At 52.3% G+C, this 18,189-nt stretch carries 18 protein-coding genes and 1 other RNA gene; 10 read left to right on the forward strand and 9 right to left on the reverse strand.

Features of this window, described 5'->3' with window-relative positions:
* Positions 1-9: 9 nt before the first annotated feature.
* The 5 genes from decR (at position 10) to amtB (ending at position 5,924) form a co-directional block, all read left to right on the forward strand.
* On the forward strand, positions 10-468 hold the full coding sequence (gene decR, locus NA986_RS11420) for a DNA-binding transcriptional regulator DecR (RefSeq protein WP_000884593.1): 459 nt from the start codon (positions 10-12) through the stop codon (positions 466-468).
* A 40-nt stretch (positions 469-508) separates the two neighbouring features.
* On the forward strand, positions 509-2,281 hold the full coding sequence (locus NA986_RS11425) for a SmdA family multidrug ABC transporter permease/ATP-binding protein (RefSeq protein WP_023215768.1): 1,773 nt from the start codon (positions 509-511) through the stop codon (positions 2,279-2,281).
* On the forward strand, positions 2,274-4,055 hold the full coding sequence (locus NA986_RS11430) for a SmdB family multidrug efflux ABC transporter permease/ATP-binding protein (protein ID WP_001256078.1): 1,782 nt from the start codon (positions 2,274-2,276) through the stop codon (positions 4,053-4,055). Before NA986_RS11425 ends, NA986_RS11430 begins: the two co-directional genes overlap by 8 nt.
* Positions 4,056-4,267: 212 nt before the next feature.
* The gene (gene glnK, locus NA986_RS11435) at positions 4,268-4,606 is read left to right on the forward strand and encodes a P-II family nitrogen regulator (RefSeq protein ID WP_000780341.1); all 339 of its coding nucleotides are present in this window, start codon (positions 4,268-4,270) and stop codon (positions 4,604-4,606) included.
* A 31-nt stretch (positions 4,607-4,637) separates the two neighbouring features.
* Entirely contained in the window at positions 4,638-5,924 is a 1,287-nt protein-coding gene (gene amtB / locus NA986_RS11440) for an ammonium transporter AmtB (protein ID WP_000684912.1), read from the forward strand.
* A gap of 99 nt (positions 5,925-6,023) precedes the next feature.
* Here the strand turns inward: amtB and tesB are convergent, their stop codons facing one another.
* Positions 6,024-6,884, reverse strand: coding sequence for an acyl-CoA thioesterase II (tesB, locus tag NA986_RS11445; protein WP_000084176.1), 861 nt, complete (start codon positions 6,882-6,884; stop codon positions 6,024-6,026).
* Positions 6,885-7,098: 214 nt separating this feature from the next.
* Between tesB and NA986_RS11450 the strand changes: the two genes are divergently transcribed.
* On the forward strand, positions 7,099-7,668 hold the full coding sequence (locus NA986_RS11450) for a YbaY family lipoprotein (RefSeq protein ID WP_000779802.1): 570 nt from the start codon (positions 7,099-7,101) through the stop codon (positions 7,666-7,668).
* Between the two features lie 32 nt (positions 7,669-7,700).
* On the opposite strand, the gene NA986_RS11455 is transcribed toward NA986_RS11450, so the two are convergent.
* Positions 7,701-8,090 (reverse strand): MGMT family protein, encoded by a 390-nt coding sequence (locus tag NA986_RS11455; RefSeq protein WP_000961285.1) that lies wholly within the window; start codon positions 8,088-8,090, stop codon positions 7,701-7,703.
* Positions 8,091-8,174: 84 nt separating this feature from the next.
* Between NA986_RS11455 and ffs the strand changes: the two genes are divergently transcribed.
* An RNA gene (gene ffs, locus NA986_RS11460) (signal recognition particle sRNA small type) lies at positions 8,175-8,271 on the forward strand.
* 49 nt (positions 8,272-8,320) lie between these two features.
* Here ffs and NA986_RS11465 read toward each other — a convergent pair.
* Entirely contained in the window at positions 8,321-9,871 is a 1,551-nt protein-coding gene (locus NA986_RS11465) for an EAL domain-containing protein (protein WP_000213145.1), read from the reverse strand.
* 224 nt (positions 9,872-10,095) lie between these two features.
* Between NA986_RS11465 and NA986_RS11470 the strand changes: the two genes are divergently transcribed.
* Positions 10,096-10,356 carry a type B 50S ribosomal protein L31 gene (locus NA986_RS11470; RefSeq protein WP_000801415.1) on the forward strand — a complete coding sequence of 87 codons (261 nt, stop codon included), beginning with the start codon at positions 10,096-10,098 and terminating at the stop codon, positions 10,354-10,356.
* Between the two features lie 5 nt (positions 10,357-10,361).
* On the forward strand, positions 10,362-10,502 hold the full coding sequence (ykgO, locus tag NA986_RS11475; protein WP_001197749.1) for a type B 50S ribosomal protein L36: 141 nt from the start codon (positions 10,362-10,364) through the stop codon (positions 10,500-10,502).
* Between the two features lie 55 nt (positions 10,503-10,557).
* Here the strand turns inward: ykgO and NA986_RS11480 are convergent, their stop codons facing one another.
* The 6 genes from NA986_RS11480 to acrA form a co-directional block, all read right to left on the reverse strand.
* Complete coding sequence (locus NA986_RS11480; RefSeq protein WP_000136183.1) at positions 10,558-11,028, reverse strand: YlaC family protein; 471 nt, start codon at positions 11,026-11,028, stop codon at positions 10,558-10,560.
* Between the two features lie 116 nt (positions 11,029-11,144).
* Entirely contained in the window at positions 11,145-11,696 is a 552-nt protein-coding gene (maa, locus tag NA986_RS11485; RefSeq protein WP_001278793.1) for a maltose O-acetyltransferase, read from the reverse strand.
* A 178-nt stretch (positions 11,697-11,874) separates the two neighbouring features.
* Positions 11,875-12,093: an HHA domain-containing protein gene (locus NA986_RS11490; RefSeq protein WP_001280991.1), complete on the reverse strand. Its 219-nt coding sequence runs from the start codon at positions 12,091-12,093 to the stop codon at positions 11,875-11,877.
* A 27-nt stretch (positions 12,094-12,120) separates the two neighbouring features.
* On the reverse strand, positions 12,121-12,495 hold the full coding sequence (gene tomB, locus NA986_RS11495; protein ID WP_000344807.1) for an Hha toxicity modulator TomB: 375 nt from the start codon (positions 12,493-12,495) through the stop codon (positions 12,121-12,123).
* A gap of 495 nt (positions 12,496-12,990) precedes the next feature.
* Positions 12,991-16,140, reverse strand: a complete 3,150-nt coding sequence (acrB, locus tag NA986_RS11500; RefSeq protein WP_001132508.1) for an efflux RND transporter permease AcrB — start codon at positions 16,138-16,140, stop codon at positions 12,991-12,993.
* 22 nt (positions 16,141-16,162) lie between these two features.
* A complete protein-coding gene (gene acrA, locus NA986_RS11505) occupies positions 16,163-17,356 on the reverse strand; it encodes a multidrug efflux RND transporter periplasmic adaptor subunit AcrA (RefSeq protein WP_001039202.1) in 1,194 nt (397 codons plus the stop codon).
* A 141-nt stretch (positions 17,357-17,497) separates the two neighbouring features.
* Here acrA and acrR point away from each other — a divergent pair, with 141 nt between their 5' ends.
* Entirely contained in the window at positions 17,498-18,151 is a 654-nt protein-coding gene (acrR, locus tag NA986_RS11510; protein ID WP_000101755.1) for a multidrug efflux transporter transcriptional repressor AcrR, read from the forward strand.
* The last annotated feature ends 38 nt before the right edge of the window (positions 18,152-18,189 follow it).

Here is an 18,189-nt window from a genome sequence, read left to right on the forward strand (position 1 = left end):
GGAGTGGGTATGTTAGATAAAATTGACCGTAAACTGCTTTGCTTATTGCAGCAGGACTGTACCCTCTCTTTGCAGGCGCTGGCGGATGCCGTTAATCTGACGACAACGCCTTGCTGGAAGCGGCTTAAACGCCTGGAAGATGACGGTATCCTGCTTGGCAGGGTCGCGCTGCTGGACCCGGAAAAACTGGGGCTGGGGTTAACCGCTTTTGTGTTGATAAAAACGCAGCACCACAGCAGTGAATGGTACTGTCGGTTCGTGACCGTCGTCTCTGAGATGCCGGAAGTGCTTGGCTTCTGGCGGATGGCGGGGGAATACGACTATCTGATGCGAGTTCAGGTGGCCGACATGAAGCGGTATGACGACTTCTATAAACGTCTGGTCAATAGCGTCCCAGGACTGTCAGACGTCACCTCCAGTTTTGCGATGGAACAGATTAAGTACACCACCTCTCTGCCCATTGAATAATTCTCCCGGTATTGCCGGAAATCATATCAGGAAATAACGCGTGCGATTATTTGCTCAATTAAGCTGGTACTTTCGCCGGGAATGGCGTCGCTATCTTGGCGCGGTGGCCCTGCTTATGCTTATTGCGATGCTTCAGCTGATCCCGCCCAAAGTGGTGGGGATTGTCGTGGATGGCGTAACCGCACAGCATTTTACTCCAGGCCGAATAGCGATGTGGATTGGCACCATTGCCCTGATCGCCGTAGTGGTCTATTTGTTGCGCTATGTCTGGCGCGTGCTGCTGTTTGGCGCTTCTTATCAATTAGCCGTCGAACTGCGTGAAGATTATTATCGCCAGCTGAGTCGTCAGCATCCTGAATTTTATCAGCGCCATCGGACGGGCGATCTTATCGCGCGTGCGACGAATGATGTGGATCGCGTCGTATTTGCAGCGGGCGAGGGCGTTCTGACGCTGGTTGACTCGCTGGTAATGGGCTGCGCGGTACTGATTGTCATGTCGACGCAAATTAGCTGGCAGCTAACGCTATTAGCGCTGTTGCCGATGCCGATTATGGCGCTGATGATCAAACGTTACGGCGATCGGCTGCATGATTATTTCAAACTGGCGCAGGCCGCCTTCTCCAGCCTGAACGATCGCACGCAGGAGAGTCTGACCAGCATCCGCATGATCAAAGCGTTTGGTCTGGAGGATCGCCAGTCTTCGCTGTTTGCGGCGGATGCCGAAGATACCGGCAAGAAAAATATGCGCGTGGCGCGTATTGACGCGCGTTTTGATCCAACCATTTACATCGCCATTGGCATGGCGAACCTGCTCGCGATTAGCGGCGGAAGCTGGATGGTGGTTAACGGCAGCCTGACGCTGGGCGAACTCACCAGCTTTATGATGTATCTGGGGTTGATGATTTGGCCGATGCTGGCGCTGGCCTGGATGTTTAATATCGTGGAGCGGGGTAGCGCCGCATACAGCCGCATCCGCGCCATGCTGGCGGAAGCGCCGGTAGTTAAGGATGGCGAAGAGCCGGTCCCGGCGGGGCGTGGCGAACTGACGGCGGCCATTCGTGAGTTTTGCTATCCGCAAACGACGCATCCGGCGCTGGAGAATGTGAACTTTCGTCTTAAACCGGGTCAGATGCTGGGGATATGCGGTCCGACCGGCGCGGGGAAAAGCACAATATTGTCGCTTATCCAGCGCCATTTTGATGTGACGCAGGGAGAGATCCGTTTCCATGACGTGCCGTTGACGCATCTGCAGCTGGATAGCTGGCGTAGCCGACTGGCGGTCGTCAGCCAGACGCCGTTTTTGTTCTCGGACTCTATTGCCAATAATATTGCGCTCGGACGCCCGGAGGCGACTCAGGAGGAGATTGAACAGGTGGCGCGTTTAGCCAGCGTACATGAAGATATTCTCCGTTTGCCTCAGGGCTACGACACGCAGGTAGGTGAACGTGGCGTCATGTTATCGGGAGGGCAAAAACAGCGTATCTCGATTGCCAGAGCGCTACTGTTAAATGCGGAAATTCTGCTTCTTGATGATGCGCTTTCTGCAGTAGATGGCCGCACGGAGCATCGGATTTTGCATAATTTGCGCCAGTGGGGCGAAGGGCGTACGGTCATCATCAGCGCGCATCGTTTATCCGCGCTGACCGACGCCAATGAAATTATCGTTATGCAACATGGTCATGTTGTTCAGCGCGGCGATCACGATCAACTGGCGCAGCAGATTGGCTGGTATCGCGATATGTATCGCTATCAGCAACTGGAGGCCGCGCTGGATGACGCGCCGGAACGCGGCGAGGAGGCGGTGAATGCGTAGTTTTGGACAGCTATGGCCGACGCTGAAACGGTTGCTGGCGTATGGCTCGCCATGGCGAAAACCGCTCTCTGTCGCGGTGATGATGCTGTGGATTGCGGCGGCGGCGGAGGTTAGCGGTCCGCTGCTGATCAGCTATTTCATTGATAACATGGTGGCCCGCCACCATTTACCGTTGGGCAAGGTCGCGGGGCTGGCGGCCGCCTATGTGGGGCTACAGTTTCTGGCGGCGGGTCTGCATTACGCCCAGTCTTTATTATTTAACCGGGCGGCCGTTGGCGTGGTTCAGTCCTTGCGCACGGACGTCATGGATGCCGCCTTGCGCCAGCCGCTAAGCGCCTTCGACACGCAGCCTGTCGGACAATTAATTTCACGCGTGACCAACGATACGGAAGTCATCCGCGATCTGTACGTCACGGTCGTCGCAACGGTATTACGTAGCGCGGCGTTGATCGGCGCCATGCTGGTCGCCATGTTCAGCCTTGACTGGCGGATGGCGCTGGTGGCGATTTTGATTTTTCCGGCGGTATTGACCGTGATGGTCATTTATCAGCGCTACAGCACGCCGATTGTACGCCGCGTGCGGGCATACCTGGCGGATATTAACGACGGCTTTAACGAAATCATCAACGGGATGAGCGTAATCCAGCAGTTTCGCCAGCAGGCGCGCTTCGGCGAACGCATGGGCGAGGCCAGCCGCTCGCACTACATGGCGCGGATGCAGACACTACGCTTAGACGGCTTTTTATTGCGTCCGCTGCTTAGCCTCTTTTCTGCGCTCATTTTGTGCGGTCTGTTGATGCTTTTCAGCTTTACGTCTGCCGGCACGATTGAGGTCGGGGTGCTGTATGCGTTCATTAGCTATTTGTCACGTCTGAACGAGCCGCTCATTGAACTGACCACCCAGCAATCCATGCTACAGCAGGCGGTTGTGGCGGGAGAGCGTGTTTTTGAACTGATGGATCGCCCGCGCCAGCGCTATGGCAGCGACGACAGGCCGTTGCAAAGCGGGGCGATTGATATTGATCATCTGTCGTTTGCTTACCGCGACGATAATCTTGTTTTACAGGATATTACGCTATCAGTACCGTCCCGTAGCTTTGTGGCGCTGGTGGGGCACACCGGCAGCGGGAAGAGCACGCTCGCCAGCTTATTAATGGGGTATTACCCCCTGACACAAGGCGAAATTCGGCTGGATGGGCGAGAGATCGCCTCTCTTAATCATCGCGTTTTACGCCAGGGCGTGGCGATGGTTCAACAGGACCCGGTAGTGATGGCGGATACCTTTCTGGCTAATGTGACGCTGGGGCGCGATGTCTCCGAGGCGCAGGTGTGGCAGGCGCTGGAAACGGTACAACTGGCAGATCTGGCGCGCGGCCTGAGCGACGGGCTGCATACGCATCTCGGCGAGCAGGGAAATACGCTGTCCGTCGGGCAAAAACAGCTATTGGCGCTGGCGCGCGTGCTGGTTGACGCCCCGCAAATATTAATTCTTGATGAAGCGACGGCCAGCATCGATTCCGGCACTGAGCAGGCGATACAGCAGGCGCTGGCGGCGATTCGCGAGCGCACCACGCTGGTGGTTATTGCCCATCGGCTATCGACAATCGTGGAGGCAGATACCATTCTGGTTCTCCATCGCGGCCAGGCGGTGGAGCGCGGGACGCATCAACAATTGCTGGCGGCGCAAGGGCGCTACTGGCAAATGTATCAATTACAGTTAGTTGGCGAGGAGTTAGCCGCCAGCGTACACGAAGAACCCGGCCCTGCGGCATAAGGTTTGGCGCCACAGGGCAAAGCCTCGCCCATCATGCACCGTCGTGGTGCATTTTTCTTTCCCTGCTTCGATTTTGGGGCGCGTCAATATAAAGACGCGCCGCTAACCGCGCTTTTCCTCGCTCGCCAGCTTCTGGCACATCCTTTGCAATATCCATTCTGAAGAGTCCATGCGCGGCGGCAGCCGTTACCTAATTCTGACTGGAGGGTTCTATGAAGCTGGTTACCGTGATTATCAAACCGTTCAAGCTGGAGGACGTGCGGGAGGCGCTTTCTTCCATTGGCATTCAGGGACTGACCGTCACCGAAGTGAAAGGGTTTGGCCGTCAGAAAGGACACGCCGAACTGTATCGCGGCGCGGAGTACAGCGTGAATTTCCTGCCGAAGGTCAAAATTGATGTGGCTATCGCCGACGACCAACTGGAAGAGGTGATCGATATCATCAGTAAAGCGGCTTACACCGGAAAAATTGGCGACGGCAAAATTTTCGTCGCGGAGCTCATGCGCGTTATTCGGATTCGTACCGGCGAAGCTGACGAAGCAGCGCTGTAAGACCCGCCACACAGCAACAGGAAATGAAAAAATGAAGATAGCGATGATAAAAACCACACTGGCTTCACTGGCGCTGCTGCCTGGGCTAACGATAGCCGCGCCGGCGGTTGCCGATAAAGCGGATAGTGCTTTTATGATGATTTGCACCGCGCTGGTGCTGTTCATGACGATACCGGGTATCGCGCTGTTTTACGGCGGATTAATTCGCGCCAAGAACGTGCTGTCAATGTTAACGCAAGTGACCGTCACCTTTGCGCTGGTCTGTATTTTATGGGTGGTGTACGGCTATTCGCTGGCTTTTGGCGAAGGGAATCATTTCTTCGGTAATGCCGATGGGGCGATGTTGAAGAATATCGCGTTGACGGCGGTAACGGGTACGATTTATCAGTATATTCATGTCGCGTTTCAGGGATCTTTCGCCTGTATTACCGTCGGGCTGATTGTCGGCGCGCTGGCGGAGCGTATTCGTTTTTCGGCGGTACTGATTTTTGTCGTGGTGTGGTTCACGCTCTCTTATATTCCGATTGCGCACATGGTGTGGGGCGGCGGCCTGCTGGCTGCTCACGGCGCGCTGGATTTTGCCGGTGGTACGGTGGTGCATATTAACGCCGCTATCGCCGGGCTGGTAGGGGCTTATTTAATTGGCAAACGCGTCGGCTTTGGGAAAGAAGCATTTAAACCCCATAACCTGCCGATGGTCTTTACCGGTACTGCGATTCTGTATATCGGCTGGTTTGGATTTAACGCGGGTTCTGCGGGTAGCGCAAACGAGATAGCAGCGCTGGCCTTTGTGAACACCGTGGTGGCGACCGCCGCCGCGATTCTGGGGTGGATTATCGGCGAGTGGACGCTACGCGGTAAGCCTTCCCTGCTGGGAGCGTGTTCCGGCGCGATTGCCGGTCTGGTCGGCGTGACGCCAGCCTGTGGCTATGTTGGCGTTGGCGGCGCGCTGGTTATCGGCGTTATTGCCGGTCTGGCGGGATTGTGGGGAGTCACCATGCTTAAACGTCTGTTACGGGTAGATGATCCGTGCGACGTATTTGGCGTTCACGGCGTTTGCGGAATAGTCGGCTGTATCCTGACCGGCGTTTTTGCCGCCAGTTCGCTGGGCGGCGTTGGCTTTGTCGACGGCGTTACGATGGGACATCAGGTGATGGTACAGCTGGAAAGTATTGCTATTACGGTCGTCTGGTCCGGCGTTGTCGCGTTTGTTGGTTACAAACTGGCGGATATCCTTGTTGGACTGCGTGTACCGGAAGAGCAGGAGCGCGAGGGGCTGGATGTGAACAGTCACGGCGAGAATGCGTATAACGCGTGATTGCGCAACATGCCTGATGGCGCTGCGCTTACCCAGTCTACTGTAGGCCGGATAAGCGCAGCGTCATCAGGCCATTAACGCCGCATAGCGGCATGTTTTTTAATTGTGATTACGCATTACCCCTTCCTGCACGGTTGAAGCGACCAGAGCGCCATCCTGAGTATAAAACTCGCCGCGAACAAAGCCCCGGGCGCTGGAGGCGGAAGTGCTCTCCACGCTATAAAGTAGCCATTCATTAAAATTGAACGGGCGATGGAACCACATAGAGTGATCGATAGTGGCGATCTGAATGCCCTTTTCCAGAAAACCGATGCCGTGAGGCTGAAGCGCGACGGGAAGGAAATTCAGATCCGAGGCATATCCCAGTAAATATTGATGGACGCGAATGTCATCCGGAACGGTGCCGTTGGCGCGAATCCATACCTGACGCACAGGCGCGGCGACGTGACCTTTCAACGGATTGTGAAATTCGACGGGACGAATTTCCAGCGGGCGATCGCAGAGAAACTTTTCTTTCAGAATCGGCGGCAGTAAATGCGCCAGCGATTGCGCGATTTCCGTTTCTGACGGTAGTCCTTCCGGCCCGACTGCCGTCGGCATGGTTTTTTGATGTTCAAAACCCGGTTCCGGCGCCTGGAATGAGGCGGTCATGTAAAAGATGGGTTTCCCGTTCTGAATAGCGGCAACGCGGCGGGCGCTGAAGCTATTCCCATCGCGCAGCACTTCTACGTCATAGATAATGGGTTTTTGGCTATCGCCTGGCCGCAGAAAATAACTGTGGAATGAATGTACCAGTCGCGCTTCCGGCACCGTTTCTTTGGCGGCATAGAGCGCCTGGCCCACCACCTGACCGCCAAATACCTGGCGCAGCCCTAAGTCTTCACTTTGGCCCCGAAAGAGTCCTTCTTCAATTTTTTCCAGATTCAATAATGTCAGCAAATTATTCAGTGTCTGACTCATACATACTCTCCAGGTGACAACGATGCCGAAGCGAGGTAGGGCAGAGTATAACGCAATTTTGCAAGTGGTCCGATGGGTACAAAAGTCTGAATAACAGACCAATTCCAGGCAAAAATGAGTGACATGTGCCACACTTAATCACGTTATGTTTCTGTTAACCACTCTTCCGGCGGGGGGAAAGGCCTGCTGGTGCATTGATGATAAGGAGAATTGAATGAAACTCGTGCACATCGTAAGTGGTTTAGCGGTTGCGATATCTCTGGCGGCCTGCGCTGATAAAAGCGCTGATATCCAGACGCCTGCGCCAAACCCTAACATGTCGATTACAGCTAACCAGTCTACTATTCAGCAACCCAATGTTTCCGGTACCGTCTGGATCCGCCAGAAGGTCGCTCTGCCGCCAGATGCGGTGCTGACCGTGACGCTTTCAGATGCTTCGCTGGCTGATGCGCCGTCTAAGGTGCTGTCGCAAAAAGCGGTACGTACCGAAGGTAAACAGGCGCCTTTCAGTTTTGTGTTGCCGTTTAACCCATCAGATATTCAACCTAACGCGCGTATTCTCCTGAGCGCGGCCATCACCGTTGACAATAAGCTGGTATTTATTACCGATAGCGTGAAACCGGTGATTAACAATGGCGGCACTAAAGCGGATCTGACGCTGGTACCGGTACAGCAAACGGCGGTGCCTGTGCAGGCCAGCGGCGGTGCGACGACGACGGTTCCATCGACTTCGCCGACCCAGGTCAATCCGTCTTCTGCCGTTCCTGCGCCTACCCAGTATTAATCCTGCGCCGACCCTCTCCGTTACGGAGAGGGTTAATACACCCAGCGATAGCGTTGTAAATCGATTTGTCCGCTTCCCGACACCACCACGCCTTCCGCCAGTAATGCCTGACGTTGCCGCTGTAGATCCGGCCCGGTAAGTGATATTGCGCCGTGGCGGTTCACCACCCGATGCCATGGTAAAGTGCTGCCTTCCGGCAGACGTTTTAAAACTCCGCCGACCTGACGCGCCGCCCGAGGCGAACCGGCAAGCCGGGCGACATCACCGTAGGTCGTGACAAATCCTTCCGGGATCGAAGCGACGATTTGCCAGACGCGTTGAGGAAATGTGTCCTGAATATCCATAATAGAATCCTGCGTTAATGCTTCAGGATAATCTGGAATAAGGGGGGAGGAAAGCCCGGATGCGCAAGAAACCAGCACCCGATGCCTGATGGGTTGCAATTGCACGATATAGCAGTGATAATGCGCCTGCGCGTTGGTTCACAACGCTCTCAATGGGGGCTCTGTTGGTTCTCCCGCAACGCTACTCTGTTTACCAGGTCAGGTCCGGAAGGAAGCAGCCAAGGCAGATGACGCGTGTGCCGGGATGTAGCTGGCAGGGCCCCCACCCATTTGTGCCTCTCCACACTGTTCTTTTCTGCTGTGCGACGTTATAGCCGCTGTTCCGCCCAAAGAATAAATGCCGTAGCGGGTAGGGGCTTACTGTATAACCAGCCCTGACCATAATGTACGCCATGCTGGCGTAGCCACTGTTCTTGCCTGGTCGTTTCGATGCCTTCTGCGACCATCTTAAGTTTGAGCGTTTTCGCCATTTCAATAATATGCGGCGTGACGTTTTTATATTCCAGCGCATCGACAAAAGATTTATCAATTTTAAGGACATCCACATCCAGATTTTGTAAGTAGCTGAGGCTGGAATAGCCGGTGCCAAAGTCATCAATATAAATGGAATGTCCCGCGTTACGGTATCTGGCGACAATGGGCGCGCTGGTTTTCGGATCGGCGAACTCACGTTCCGTTAACTCAAGCGCGATTTGCGACGGAGAAATTTGGCTACGGTTCAGCAGCGTGCTTAACAGCGTCGGCAACGTTTCCGACGCCAGATCGGATGCCTCAAGATTGATCGAAATATGTTGTTCGGGATGGGACTTTAACCAACTCCCCATGTCTTCAAAAACGGTTTCGATGATTAGCCGGGTTAGCGGCTCCGTGAGCCCGGTTTGTTCAGCCAGCGCGATAAAAATTTCCGGCGAAAGGAAGGTGCCGTCCGCCTGTTGCCAGCGAGCTAAGGCTTCGGCACCGACAATTTTTCCGCTGCTCAGGGAGACAATAGGCTGATAGTGTACGTTAATTTCGCGATTGTCTATCGCATCCTGGAGGCGGTGGCGGGGCGACTGTAGCCGACGCAAAATACGCAGAATAAAGGCCGCGGCCAGCAGACCCGTTACGATGCCCGCCGGTAGCCAGATAAATGCCTGTCGATACCAGCTCCTTTCCAGCGGAGCGGTCGGTGCCCAGCTTACGATAGTAATGCCCATTTCCGGAAAGGGGTGAATAGCATACTGAATGCCTCGGTTTTCCAGCCGCAGGGGCGTCTCATGGTGAATGAGCGGAAGAATAGCGGGGTCAAGGTTACCGCTGCTGGCAACCACAGTATTGCGTTCCCGGCCAATAATAGCGACGTCAATCGGCCATGCGCCAAACGGAATCACATCGATAAAGGACGCCGGGTCGATCATCACGATATAGCTGTCGCTCCCGAGTGCCGCCATATAGCGTTTTATACCCAGATCGTTTTGCGCCGTAAACCAGGCGCGATAACCGTCGCGAGTGATTTTCATGGGCGGAGGGAACGCGGGAATATGGCTCTCTTTTTCAAGTGAGGAGCAAACGGGAATCGAATTTTTAAGATACAGAACTTCCTGGACATACCGAAAGCTATAAGACACGCGGCGCATGGCGAGTAAATGGGCGCTGCTGCAGGGCTCGCCTTTAAAGGAGGCAATATGCGTTAACGCGGCTTTTGCCTGGTCACTGACCCTTTCTGTACGTAGCGCCACCCGGGACGAGAAGATATCCAGCTCTTCGTTAAACCTTTTTTCAACTTGACGGTGCGCCAGCCACAGGCTCAATCCTATCGGGAAAAGGACAGACAGGATAAGCACTCCCGTTACCAGGCTGACCAGATGTCGTGTTGTCACAGTGATGTCCTTATAAACACAGCGTAGAGAAAGTATATCCGATCGTAAATCGCGCCCTTGAATGATAAAGCTATTTTATCGATTTTACAGATACAGGGGCCAGACTAACGCGTTACGCCACGTTGCTTTTGCCGCCAGGAAGAGATCGTGAATGTTTACCGGTTGAAAAAAGAGCGTTGATAGCGTATTTTATTGTTATGTTATAACATAATTGAGAGAGCGCAATGAAACCTGATATTCATCCTGTATACCGCACCGTCGTATTTCACGACACCAGCGCAAATGAATATGTGAAAGTGGGATCAACTATCAAAACTGAACGTGAAATCGAACTGGACGGCGTGACATATCCGTATGTCACTATTGATGTGTCATCAAAATCGCATCCTTTTTATACCGGTAGACAGAAAACGTTTGATAGCGAAAGTAGCGCCGCACGCTTCCAGAAACGTTTTGGTCATTTTATCGGCGCTAAACGGGGGTAAATGAAATGCAGGTGTTAAACTCACTTCGCAATGCAAAACAACGGCATCCGGATTGCCAGATAGTCAAACGCAAAGGACGCTTATACGTGATTTGTAAAACAAATCCGCGTTTTAAGGCGGTTCAGGGGCGTAAAAAAAGACGTTAAAAAACCAACAGTTCAGGGAAAGCAGTGCGTACCAGGGAGGGTGCGCACTTTTTTATTACCGGCTGGCTTCTGCGCGGGCCAGCGTAAAAATATCGTAGAAGGAAAGTTCGCCCTTACGGGCAACCATTTTTTGCAGCTGGACTTTATGTTCATTATCCACCTGTGGAGACTGAAGAATCGTCTCAATGAGCGTGGGGGGAACAAAGCGGGTGTTGTACCATTCGCCGTTGTAACAGACCCGGAGGTCCAGCACATCGATGTCGTTATAGTGATAACGCGGGGCGATGTCGAAAAAGAAGAAGCCATTAAATGCGATAAATAACACCACTAACAGCCACACTGACCCCACCAGCGTTTCTGATTGCAGCATGACCGCCAGCGTCGCAAACCAGGCTGCATACATCGCGATAAATAACCCAGGATGCTTGCGGATAAAACTGATACTAAAACGCGGCCTGTTATCGCGTTTTTCACGGACGTTTAAGTCATCAATAGTTTCGCTAAGCAGGCGCTGTATCTCTGTCATCTTTTGCCTTCATGATTTCTGCGACATAGGGGTAGTAACAGCCCATTTTAAAGGGAGGTGTAACGTGAAAAAAGTAACAGATTAACCACGAATTAGCATAACAGTTATCATTTTGACTACAATTTTTTAATGATTCGCGCCGGATTTCCGCCTACCACGACGTCTGGCGGTACGTTTTTTGTCACCACAGCGCCTGAAGCGACGACGACGTTATCGCCGATGGTTACGCCAGGATTAACGACGGCTCGTCCGCCTATCCAGACGTTATTTCCGATAGTGACGGGTTTACCTAATTCTCTGCCGCTGTTGCGTTCGACGGCGTCCAGCGGGTGCGTGGCGGTATAGATATGTACCCCTGGCGCGAGCATACAATTATCGCCAATATGAATTGGGCAAACATCAAGCATGACGCAGTCGAAGTTAGCGTAAAAGGAGTGACCAAGAAAAATATTATAGCCGTAGTCGCAACGAAAGGAAGGTTCAATATAGGCGTCTTCGCATCGACCCAACAGGTCGCGTAAAATCGCCTGACGCTTATTTATTTCATCAGGCGTAGTATAATTGTATTGATGGATGAGTTGACGCGCCCGCAGTCGATCCTGGCATAAAGTTTCATCGGTCGGGCAATACAGTGCCCCAGCGATCATTTTTTGTTTTTCGTCACTCATCGCGCGCTCCCCTTGGTGGATATTATCGCAATAGAAGCAATAATAAAGTATTAGAGGGAACGTTCCCCGCTATTGGTATGTGATCTATATCACTGTTCTATAATAGCCCGTTGTGTTATTAGCCAGAACGAGGAGGCAGATAACACCTGCGTGTTCTCTAAAAAGTAATGTAGCGTGATTAACGAATGAATTTCCATACTGAAGAGGGGATCTTGTCGTAGAGTTTGTTCATCGTCAATTCTGCAAGACGGTGATCCGCAGCTGAGTAAAATACAGCCAGCTCATTGTCGGACAATTCATATTTATTTTTCTCAATGACGCGCTCCAGAGTGTCAATTGTCTGACAGCGCCGTAAACGCATCAAATAATCAGTTTTAGTTAATGGTTTATCAGACATAAATTCTACCTATGATTGTAATAATTTTTAACAAGACAAACTAACAGGATTAGCCCTGGTGGCGTTGACGAAACAACGGAACAGGCGGTTGCCCGATTTACGCCATTTTTGCAAATCCTGCGTATTAATACCATAGCTGCTGAACAACATAAAGGTGTCGTCCAGGTATTCATCTATCTGCGCAATCAATTTATTGTCTTCATTGTACTTAATTTTATAATTAAGCGCGAAAGTTGCAATATGCTCTATCAGCTCATTGAGCTGCAGGTTGACTGCTGAGGTCGGGTCATTAACCCAGCCATGGTTGCTTTCTTCAAGGTTTGCAAGACAGTCATGATACAGGGTTTCGCAAAGAAATTTAAGCTGTGCTATATCATGTCTTTTGGGTGAGTATTCGTCCATAATGCATCCCCTTTTTAGTGGCTTAAACTAACCGAACACCTTCGGGATGGATACAACTAACTAACCTGGTACTTCCCACGTCACCTTATGATTTAACTATAATCTACTCTAAAAAACTTTTCATCGTCATATTACGAAAAATTACAATTGCGTGAAAGCCGCGTGTTGCCATACTTTTTCGAATTTTAACAGTGATCGTCGGTCGCCTAAAAAGGAACCAGTTTTATTGTTTGTGTAATCATTGGGTTAACGTTTTTTAGCTTTTCAGGCTAAAACAATAGACTCTGACAGGAGAAAATAGCCAGGAATATTCTTAATATTTCTTAATTAATGGCTGAATTAAGAAATGGCCAACTTTCCTAAGAAAAGCCTTTAACGCAGTAAGGATTATACCTTTTATTAATATGGCAAAAAATAATCAATCTAACAATAAGCGTATTTTATGATTTTTGCGTAAAAAAGGCCGCTTGCGCGGCCTTATCAACAGTGAGCAAATCAGCGATGTTCTGTCGAATGGCTATGCTCAATATCTTCGCTTTTACGGCTAAAGCGGCGGCGTACCACCACGAAGAAGACCGGTACGAAGAAAATAGCCAGTACGGTTGCCGTTACCATCCCGCCCAGTACGCCAGTACCTACCGCATTCTGCGCGCCGGAACCCGCGCCGGAACTGATAACCAGCGGCATAACCCCCAGCATGAACGCTAACGAGGTCATCAGAATCGGGCGCAAACGCATCCGGACGGCCTCCAGCGTCGCTTCTACCAGACCTTTCCCTTCTTTATCCATTAAGTCTTTGGCGAATTCGACGATAAGTATCGCGTTCTTCGCCGACAACCCAATGGTTGTGAGCAGGCCCACCTGGAAGTAAACGTCGTTAGTCAGTCCGCGGAAGGTCGCAGCCAGCAGCGCGCCGATAACCCCAAGCGGAACAACCAGCATTACGGAGAACGGGATAGACCAGCTCTCATACAATGCCGCCAGACACAGGAAGACGACGATCAGCGAGATAGCATACAGGGCAGGGGCCTGGTTGCCGGACAACCGCTCCTGGTAGGACATCCCGGTCCAGTCATACCCAATGCCTGACGGCAGCTTGCTGGCCAGTTCTTCCATCATCGCCATCGCTTCACCGGTACTCTTGCCTGGCGCCGCCTGACCCAGAATTTCCATCGAAGGCAGACCGTTATAGCGTTCCAGACGCGGCGAACCATATTCCCAGCGGGAAGAGGAGAATGCGGAGAACGGCACCATCTGACCATCGCTACCACGAACGTACCAGTCGTTAATATCATCCGGCAACATGCGGTATTTCGCTTCGGACATCACGTAAACTTTCTTCACACGACCGCGATCGATAAAGTCGTTTACATAGCTGCCGCCCCATGCTGCGCCCAGCGTGGTATTAATGTCGCTAATAGACACGCCCAGCGCCTGAGCTTTTTCCTGGTCGATATCGATTTTAAACTGCGGCGTATCTTCCAGACCGTTAGGTCGAACGCCGACCAGCAGATCAGGATATTTCGCCACCTCGCCGAACAACTGATTACGTGCCTGGGTGAGTTTTTCATGACCAAGTCCCGCCTGGTCAATCAACTCGAAGTCAAACCCGGTTGCGGTGCCCAGTTCAACAATCGCCGGTAGGTTAAAGGCGAAGACCATCGCATCTTTAATTTGTGAAAACGCTGCGGTTGCCCGCTGGGTAATCGCTTCAACCTTGTTTTTTTCGCCTGGACGATCGGCCCAGTCTTTCAACGACACGAATGCAATACCGGTATTCTGACCGCGCCCTGCAAAACCGAAGCCGTTGACGGCGAATACCGATTCAACGTTGGCTTTCTCTTTGTTCAGATAGTAATCCGTGACCTCATCCAGCACTTTTTGCGTGCGCTCTTGCGTCGCGCCGGCGGGGAGCTGGACCATTGTCAGGAATACGCCCTGGTCTTCATCCGGCAAGAAAGAGCTTGGCAGACGAACGAACAGATAAGCCATACCGACGACGATAATGAGATAGAGCAGCAGATAACGCCCGGTGCTGCGCAGAATATTGCCTACGCTATCGGTGTAGTGATGCGTGCTCTTATCAAACAGGCGGTTAAACCAGCCGAAAAAGCCTTTTTTCCCTTCGCCATGATCGCCTTTGGCGACGGGTTTGAGCATCGTCGCGCACAGCGCAGGCGTCAGGATCAGCGCGACCAGCACCGACAGCGCCATCGCCGATACGATGGTGATAGAGAACTGACGATAAATTGCCCCGGTTGAGCCGCCAAAGAAGGCCATCGGAATAAATACCGCCGACAGTACCATCGCGATACCCACCAATGCGCCCTGAATCTGGCCCATGGATTTGCGCGTCGCTTCCTTCGGCGGAAGGCCTTCTTCCGTCATAACACGTTCGACGTTCTCGACCACCACGATGGCGTCATCCACCAGCAAGCCGATGGCGAGCACCATCCCGAACATCGTCAGCGTGTTTATCGAGAAACCGAATGCCGCAAGCACGGCAAAGGTTCCCAACAACACCACCGGAACCGCAATAGTCGGAATCAACGTCGCGCGGAAGTTCTGCAGGAACAGGTACATCACCAGGAACACGAGGATAATCGCTTCGACCAGCGTTTTTACCACTTCATGAATAGAGATCTTCACGAACGGCGTGGTGTCATACGGGTAGACGATTTTCATCCCTGGCGGGAAGAACGGTTCCATTTTTTTCAGTTCGGCGCGAATAGCGGTAGCGGTATCCAGCGCGTTGGCGCCGGTAGCCAGTTTGATGCCAAGACCTGACGCTGGCTGACCGTTAAATTTCGCGATGACGTCGTAGTTTTCGCCGCCAAGCTCAATTTTCGCTACATCCCGCAGACGAACCTGGGAGCCATCCTGATTCACTTTCAGCAGGATTTTGCCAAACTCATCCGTTGAGGTCAGACGCGTTTGGGCAATAATCGATGCGTTAAGCTGCTGCCCTTTTACCGGCGGCGTACCACCGAGCTGACCTGCCGCGACCTGGGCGTTCTGCGCTTTGATCGCGTTAATCACGTCGACCGGCGTCAGTTGGTATTTGGTTAGCTCTGTCGGATTCATCCAGATACGCATCGCATACTGCGAACCAAACAGCTGGACGTCGCCCACCCCAGAGGTACGGCTGATCGGATCTTTCATATTGGCGGCAACGTAATCCGAAATATCCTCCTGGGTCATGGTGCCGTCGGTGTTAATGACGCCCACTACCATCAGGAAGCTACTTGAGGACTTCTCAACGCTCACGCCCTGTTGCTGTACTTCCTGGGGAAGTAACGGCATTGCCAGTTGCAACTTGTTCTGAACCTGAACCTGCGCGATATCCGCATCGGTGCCGGATTCAAAGGTCAGCGTGATCTGCACGGTCCCCGTGGAGTCACTGTTGGAGGACATATACATCAGGTTATCGATACCGTTCATATTCTGTTCGATAACCTGCGTGACGGTATCCTGTACCGTTTTCGCATCAGCGCCAGGGTAGGTTGCGGAGATCGTCACTGCTGGTGGCGCAATCGTCGGATATTGCGCTACCGGCAATTTGAGGATCGCGAGCCCCCCTGCCAACATGATGATGATGGCGATCACCCACGCAAATATAGGGCGATCGATAAAGAAATTAGGCATGTCTTAACGGCTCCTGTTTAAGTTAAGACCTGGGCTGAGCAGGTTGATCACCGCTTGCGGCTTGCTGTTTGTTATCCGCGGTAATTTCCTGCACTTTAACCTGTGCGCCAGGACGTACTTTTTGCAGCCCGCTGACGACTACGCGGTCGCCCGCTTTCAATCCGTCAGTCACCAGCCACTTATCACCGATCGCCTGGCTTGCGACGATTTGGCGGGTTTCCACTTTGTTATCAGCGCCAACCACCAGCACCGTGGCATCGCCGCGTGGAGTACGGGTAACGCCCTGTTGTGGAACCAGTAATGCCGTCGGTTTTGTCCCTTCCTGCAGACGTGCGCGAACGAACATTCCTGGCAATAAGGTGTGATCCGGGTTAGGGAAGATGGCGCGCAAAGTAATAGATCCGGTGGTTTGGTCAACGGTCACATCGGAGAACTCAAGCGTACCGGACTGCGGGAATTTGATACCGTCGCTGGTCACCAGGTCGACCTTCGCTTTGCCGTTTTCCTGCTTCAGCGAACCATTTGCCAGCTCCTGCTTCAGGCGCAGGAAATCATTGCTGGACTGGGTCACATCGACATAAATAGGGTCCAGCTGCTGCACTGTCGCCAGCGCCGACGCCTGACCGTTCTGTACCAGCGCGCCTTCCGTTACGGACGACTTACCAATACGACCGCTAATCGGCGAGGTGACTTTGGTATACGCCAGGTTGATACGTGCGGTTTCAACGGCGGCTTTTGCTGCGACAACGGCGGCAGTCGCTTGTTGTGCGTCAGCCAGCGCCTGATCGTATTCCTGCTTACTGATGTACTGCGTACCCAGCAGCTTTTGATAACGCTTCACCGTCAGTTCAGCGATATTCGCGGCGGCCTGCGCTTTTGCCAGATCGCCCTTAGCGCTGTCGTAAGTCGCCTGGTAGGTCGCAGGATCAATCTGATAGAGAGAGACTCCCGCTTCGATATCACTTCCCTCAACGAAATTACGCTTCAGGATAATGCCGCTTACCTGTGGGCGAACTTCGGCGATACGGTAAGCAACGGTACGACCCGGAAGTTCAGTTGTGATTTGCAGTGGTTCCGTTTTTAGTGTGACAACTCCAACTTCTGGCATCTGCTGGCCGCCTTGCTGGTCCTGTTTGTCGTCACATCCTGTTAGCGCTAAGCTGCCTGAGAGCATCAGAACGACCGCCAGAGGCGTTAACCCTCTGTTTTTGTTCATATGTAAACCTCGAGTGTCCGATTTCAAATTGGTCAATGGTCAAAGGTCCTTAAACCCATTGCTGCGTTTATATTATCGTCGTGCTATGGTACATACATCCATAAATGTATGTAAATCTAACGCCTGTAAATTCACCGACATATGGCACGAAAAACCAAACAACAAGCGCTGGAGACACGACAACACATCCTGGATGTGGCCCTGCGTTTGTTCTCGCAGCAAGGCGTATCAGCAACCTCGCTGGCGGAGATTGCGAACGCTGCTGGCGTGACGCGCGGCGCAATCTATTGGCATTTCAAAAATAAGTCGGATTTATTCAGTGAGATCTGGGAGCTATCAGAATCCAATATTGGTGAGCTTGAGATTGAGTATCAGGCAAAATTCCCCGACGATCCACTATCTGTATTAAGAGAAATTTTAGTTCATATTCTTGAAGCTACTGTAACAGAAGAACGACGCCGCTTATTGATGGAGATTATATTCCATAAATGTGAGTTTGTCGGAGAAATGGTTGTGGTTCAACAGGCGCAACGTAGCCTTTGTCTGGAAAGTTACGATCGGATTGAACAAACGTTAAAACATTGTATTAATGCTAAAATGCTGCCTGAAAATCTGCTGACCCGTCGTGCGGCGATACTGATGCGCAGCTTTATTTCAGGGCTCATGGAAAACTGGTTATTTGCTCCGCAATCGTTTGATTTAAAAAAAGAAGCTCGCGCCTACGTCACGATCCTGCTGGAGATGTATCAATTGTGTCCGACGCTGCGCGCGTCGACGGTCAACGGCTCCCCCTGATAATATTCCAGGAAAACTCCTGGACATTTTCTGTGTCG

The organism is Salmonella sp. NW177 (genome assembly GCF_051811585.1).
Lineage (GTDB): Bacteria > Pseudomonadota > Gammaproteobacteria > Enterobacterales > Enterobacteriaceae > Salmonella > Salmonella enterica.

Bases quoted from the DNA above. Each gene is read 5' to 3' on its own strand.
- decR (WP_000884593.1), top strand. From the start codon at position 10: ATGTTAGATAAAATTGACCGTAAACTGCTTTGCTTATTGCAGCAGGAC.
- NA986_RS11430 (WP_001256078.1), top strand. From the start codon at position 2,274: ATGCGTAGTTTTGGACAGCTATGGCCGACGCTGAAACGGTTGCTGGCG.
- glnK (WP_000780341.1), top strand. From the start codon at position 4,268: ATGAAGCTGGTTACCGTGATTATCAAACCGTTCAAGCTGGAGGACGTG.
- amtB (WP_000684912.1), top strand. From the start codon at position 4,638: ATGAAGATAGCGATGATAAAAACCACACTGGCTTCACTGGCGCTGCTG.
- tesB (WP_000084176.1), bottom strand. From the start codon at position 6,884: ATGAGTCAGACACTGAATAATTTGCTGACATTATTGAATCTGGAAAAA.
- NA986_RS11450 (WP_000779802.1), top strand. From the start codon at position 7,099: ATGAAACTCGTGCACATCGTAAGTGGTTTAGCGGTTGCGATATCTCTG.
- NA986_RS11470 (WP_000801415.1), top strand. From the start codon at position 10,096: ATGAAACCTGATATTCATCCTGTATACCGCACCGTCGTATTTCACGAC.
- ykgO (WP_001197749.1), top strand. From the start codon at position 10,362: ATGCAGGTGTTAAACTCACTTCGCAATGCAAAACAACGGCATCCGGAT.
- NA986_RS11480 (WP_000136183.1), bottom strand. From the start codon at position 11,028: ATGACAGAGATACAGCGCCTGCTTAGCGAAACTATTGATGACTTAAAC.
- maa (WP_001278793.1), bottom strand. From the start codon at position 11,696: ATGAGTGACGAAAAACAAAAAATGATCGCTGGGGCACTGTATTGCCCG.
- NA986_RS11490 (WP_001280991.1), bottom strand. From the start codon at position 12,093: ATGTCTGATAAACCATTAACTAAAACTGATTATTTGATGCGTTTACGG.
- tomB (WP_000344807.1), bottom strand. From the start codon at position 12,495: ATGGACGAATACTCACCCAAAAGACATGATATAGCACAGCTTAAATTT.
- acrB (WP_001132508.1), bottom strand. From the start codon at position 16,140: ATGCCTAATTTCTTTATCGATCGCCCTATATTTGCGTGGGTGATCGCC.
- acrA (WP_001039202.1), bottom strand. From the start codon at position 17,356: ATGAACAAAAACAGAGGGTTAACGCCTCTGGCGGTCGTTCTGATGCTC.
- acrR (WP_000101755.1), top strand. From the start codon at position 17,498: ATGGCACGAAAAACCAAACAACAAGCGCTGGAGACACGACAACACATC.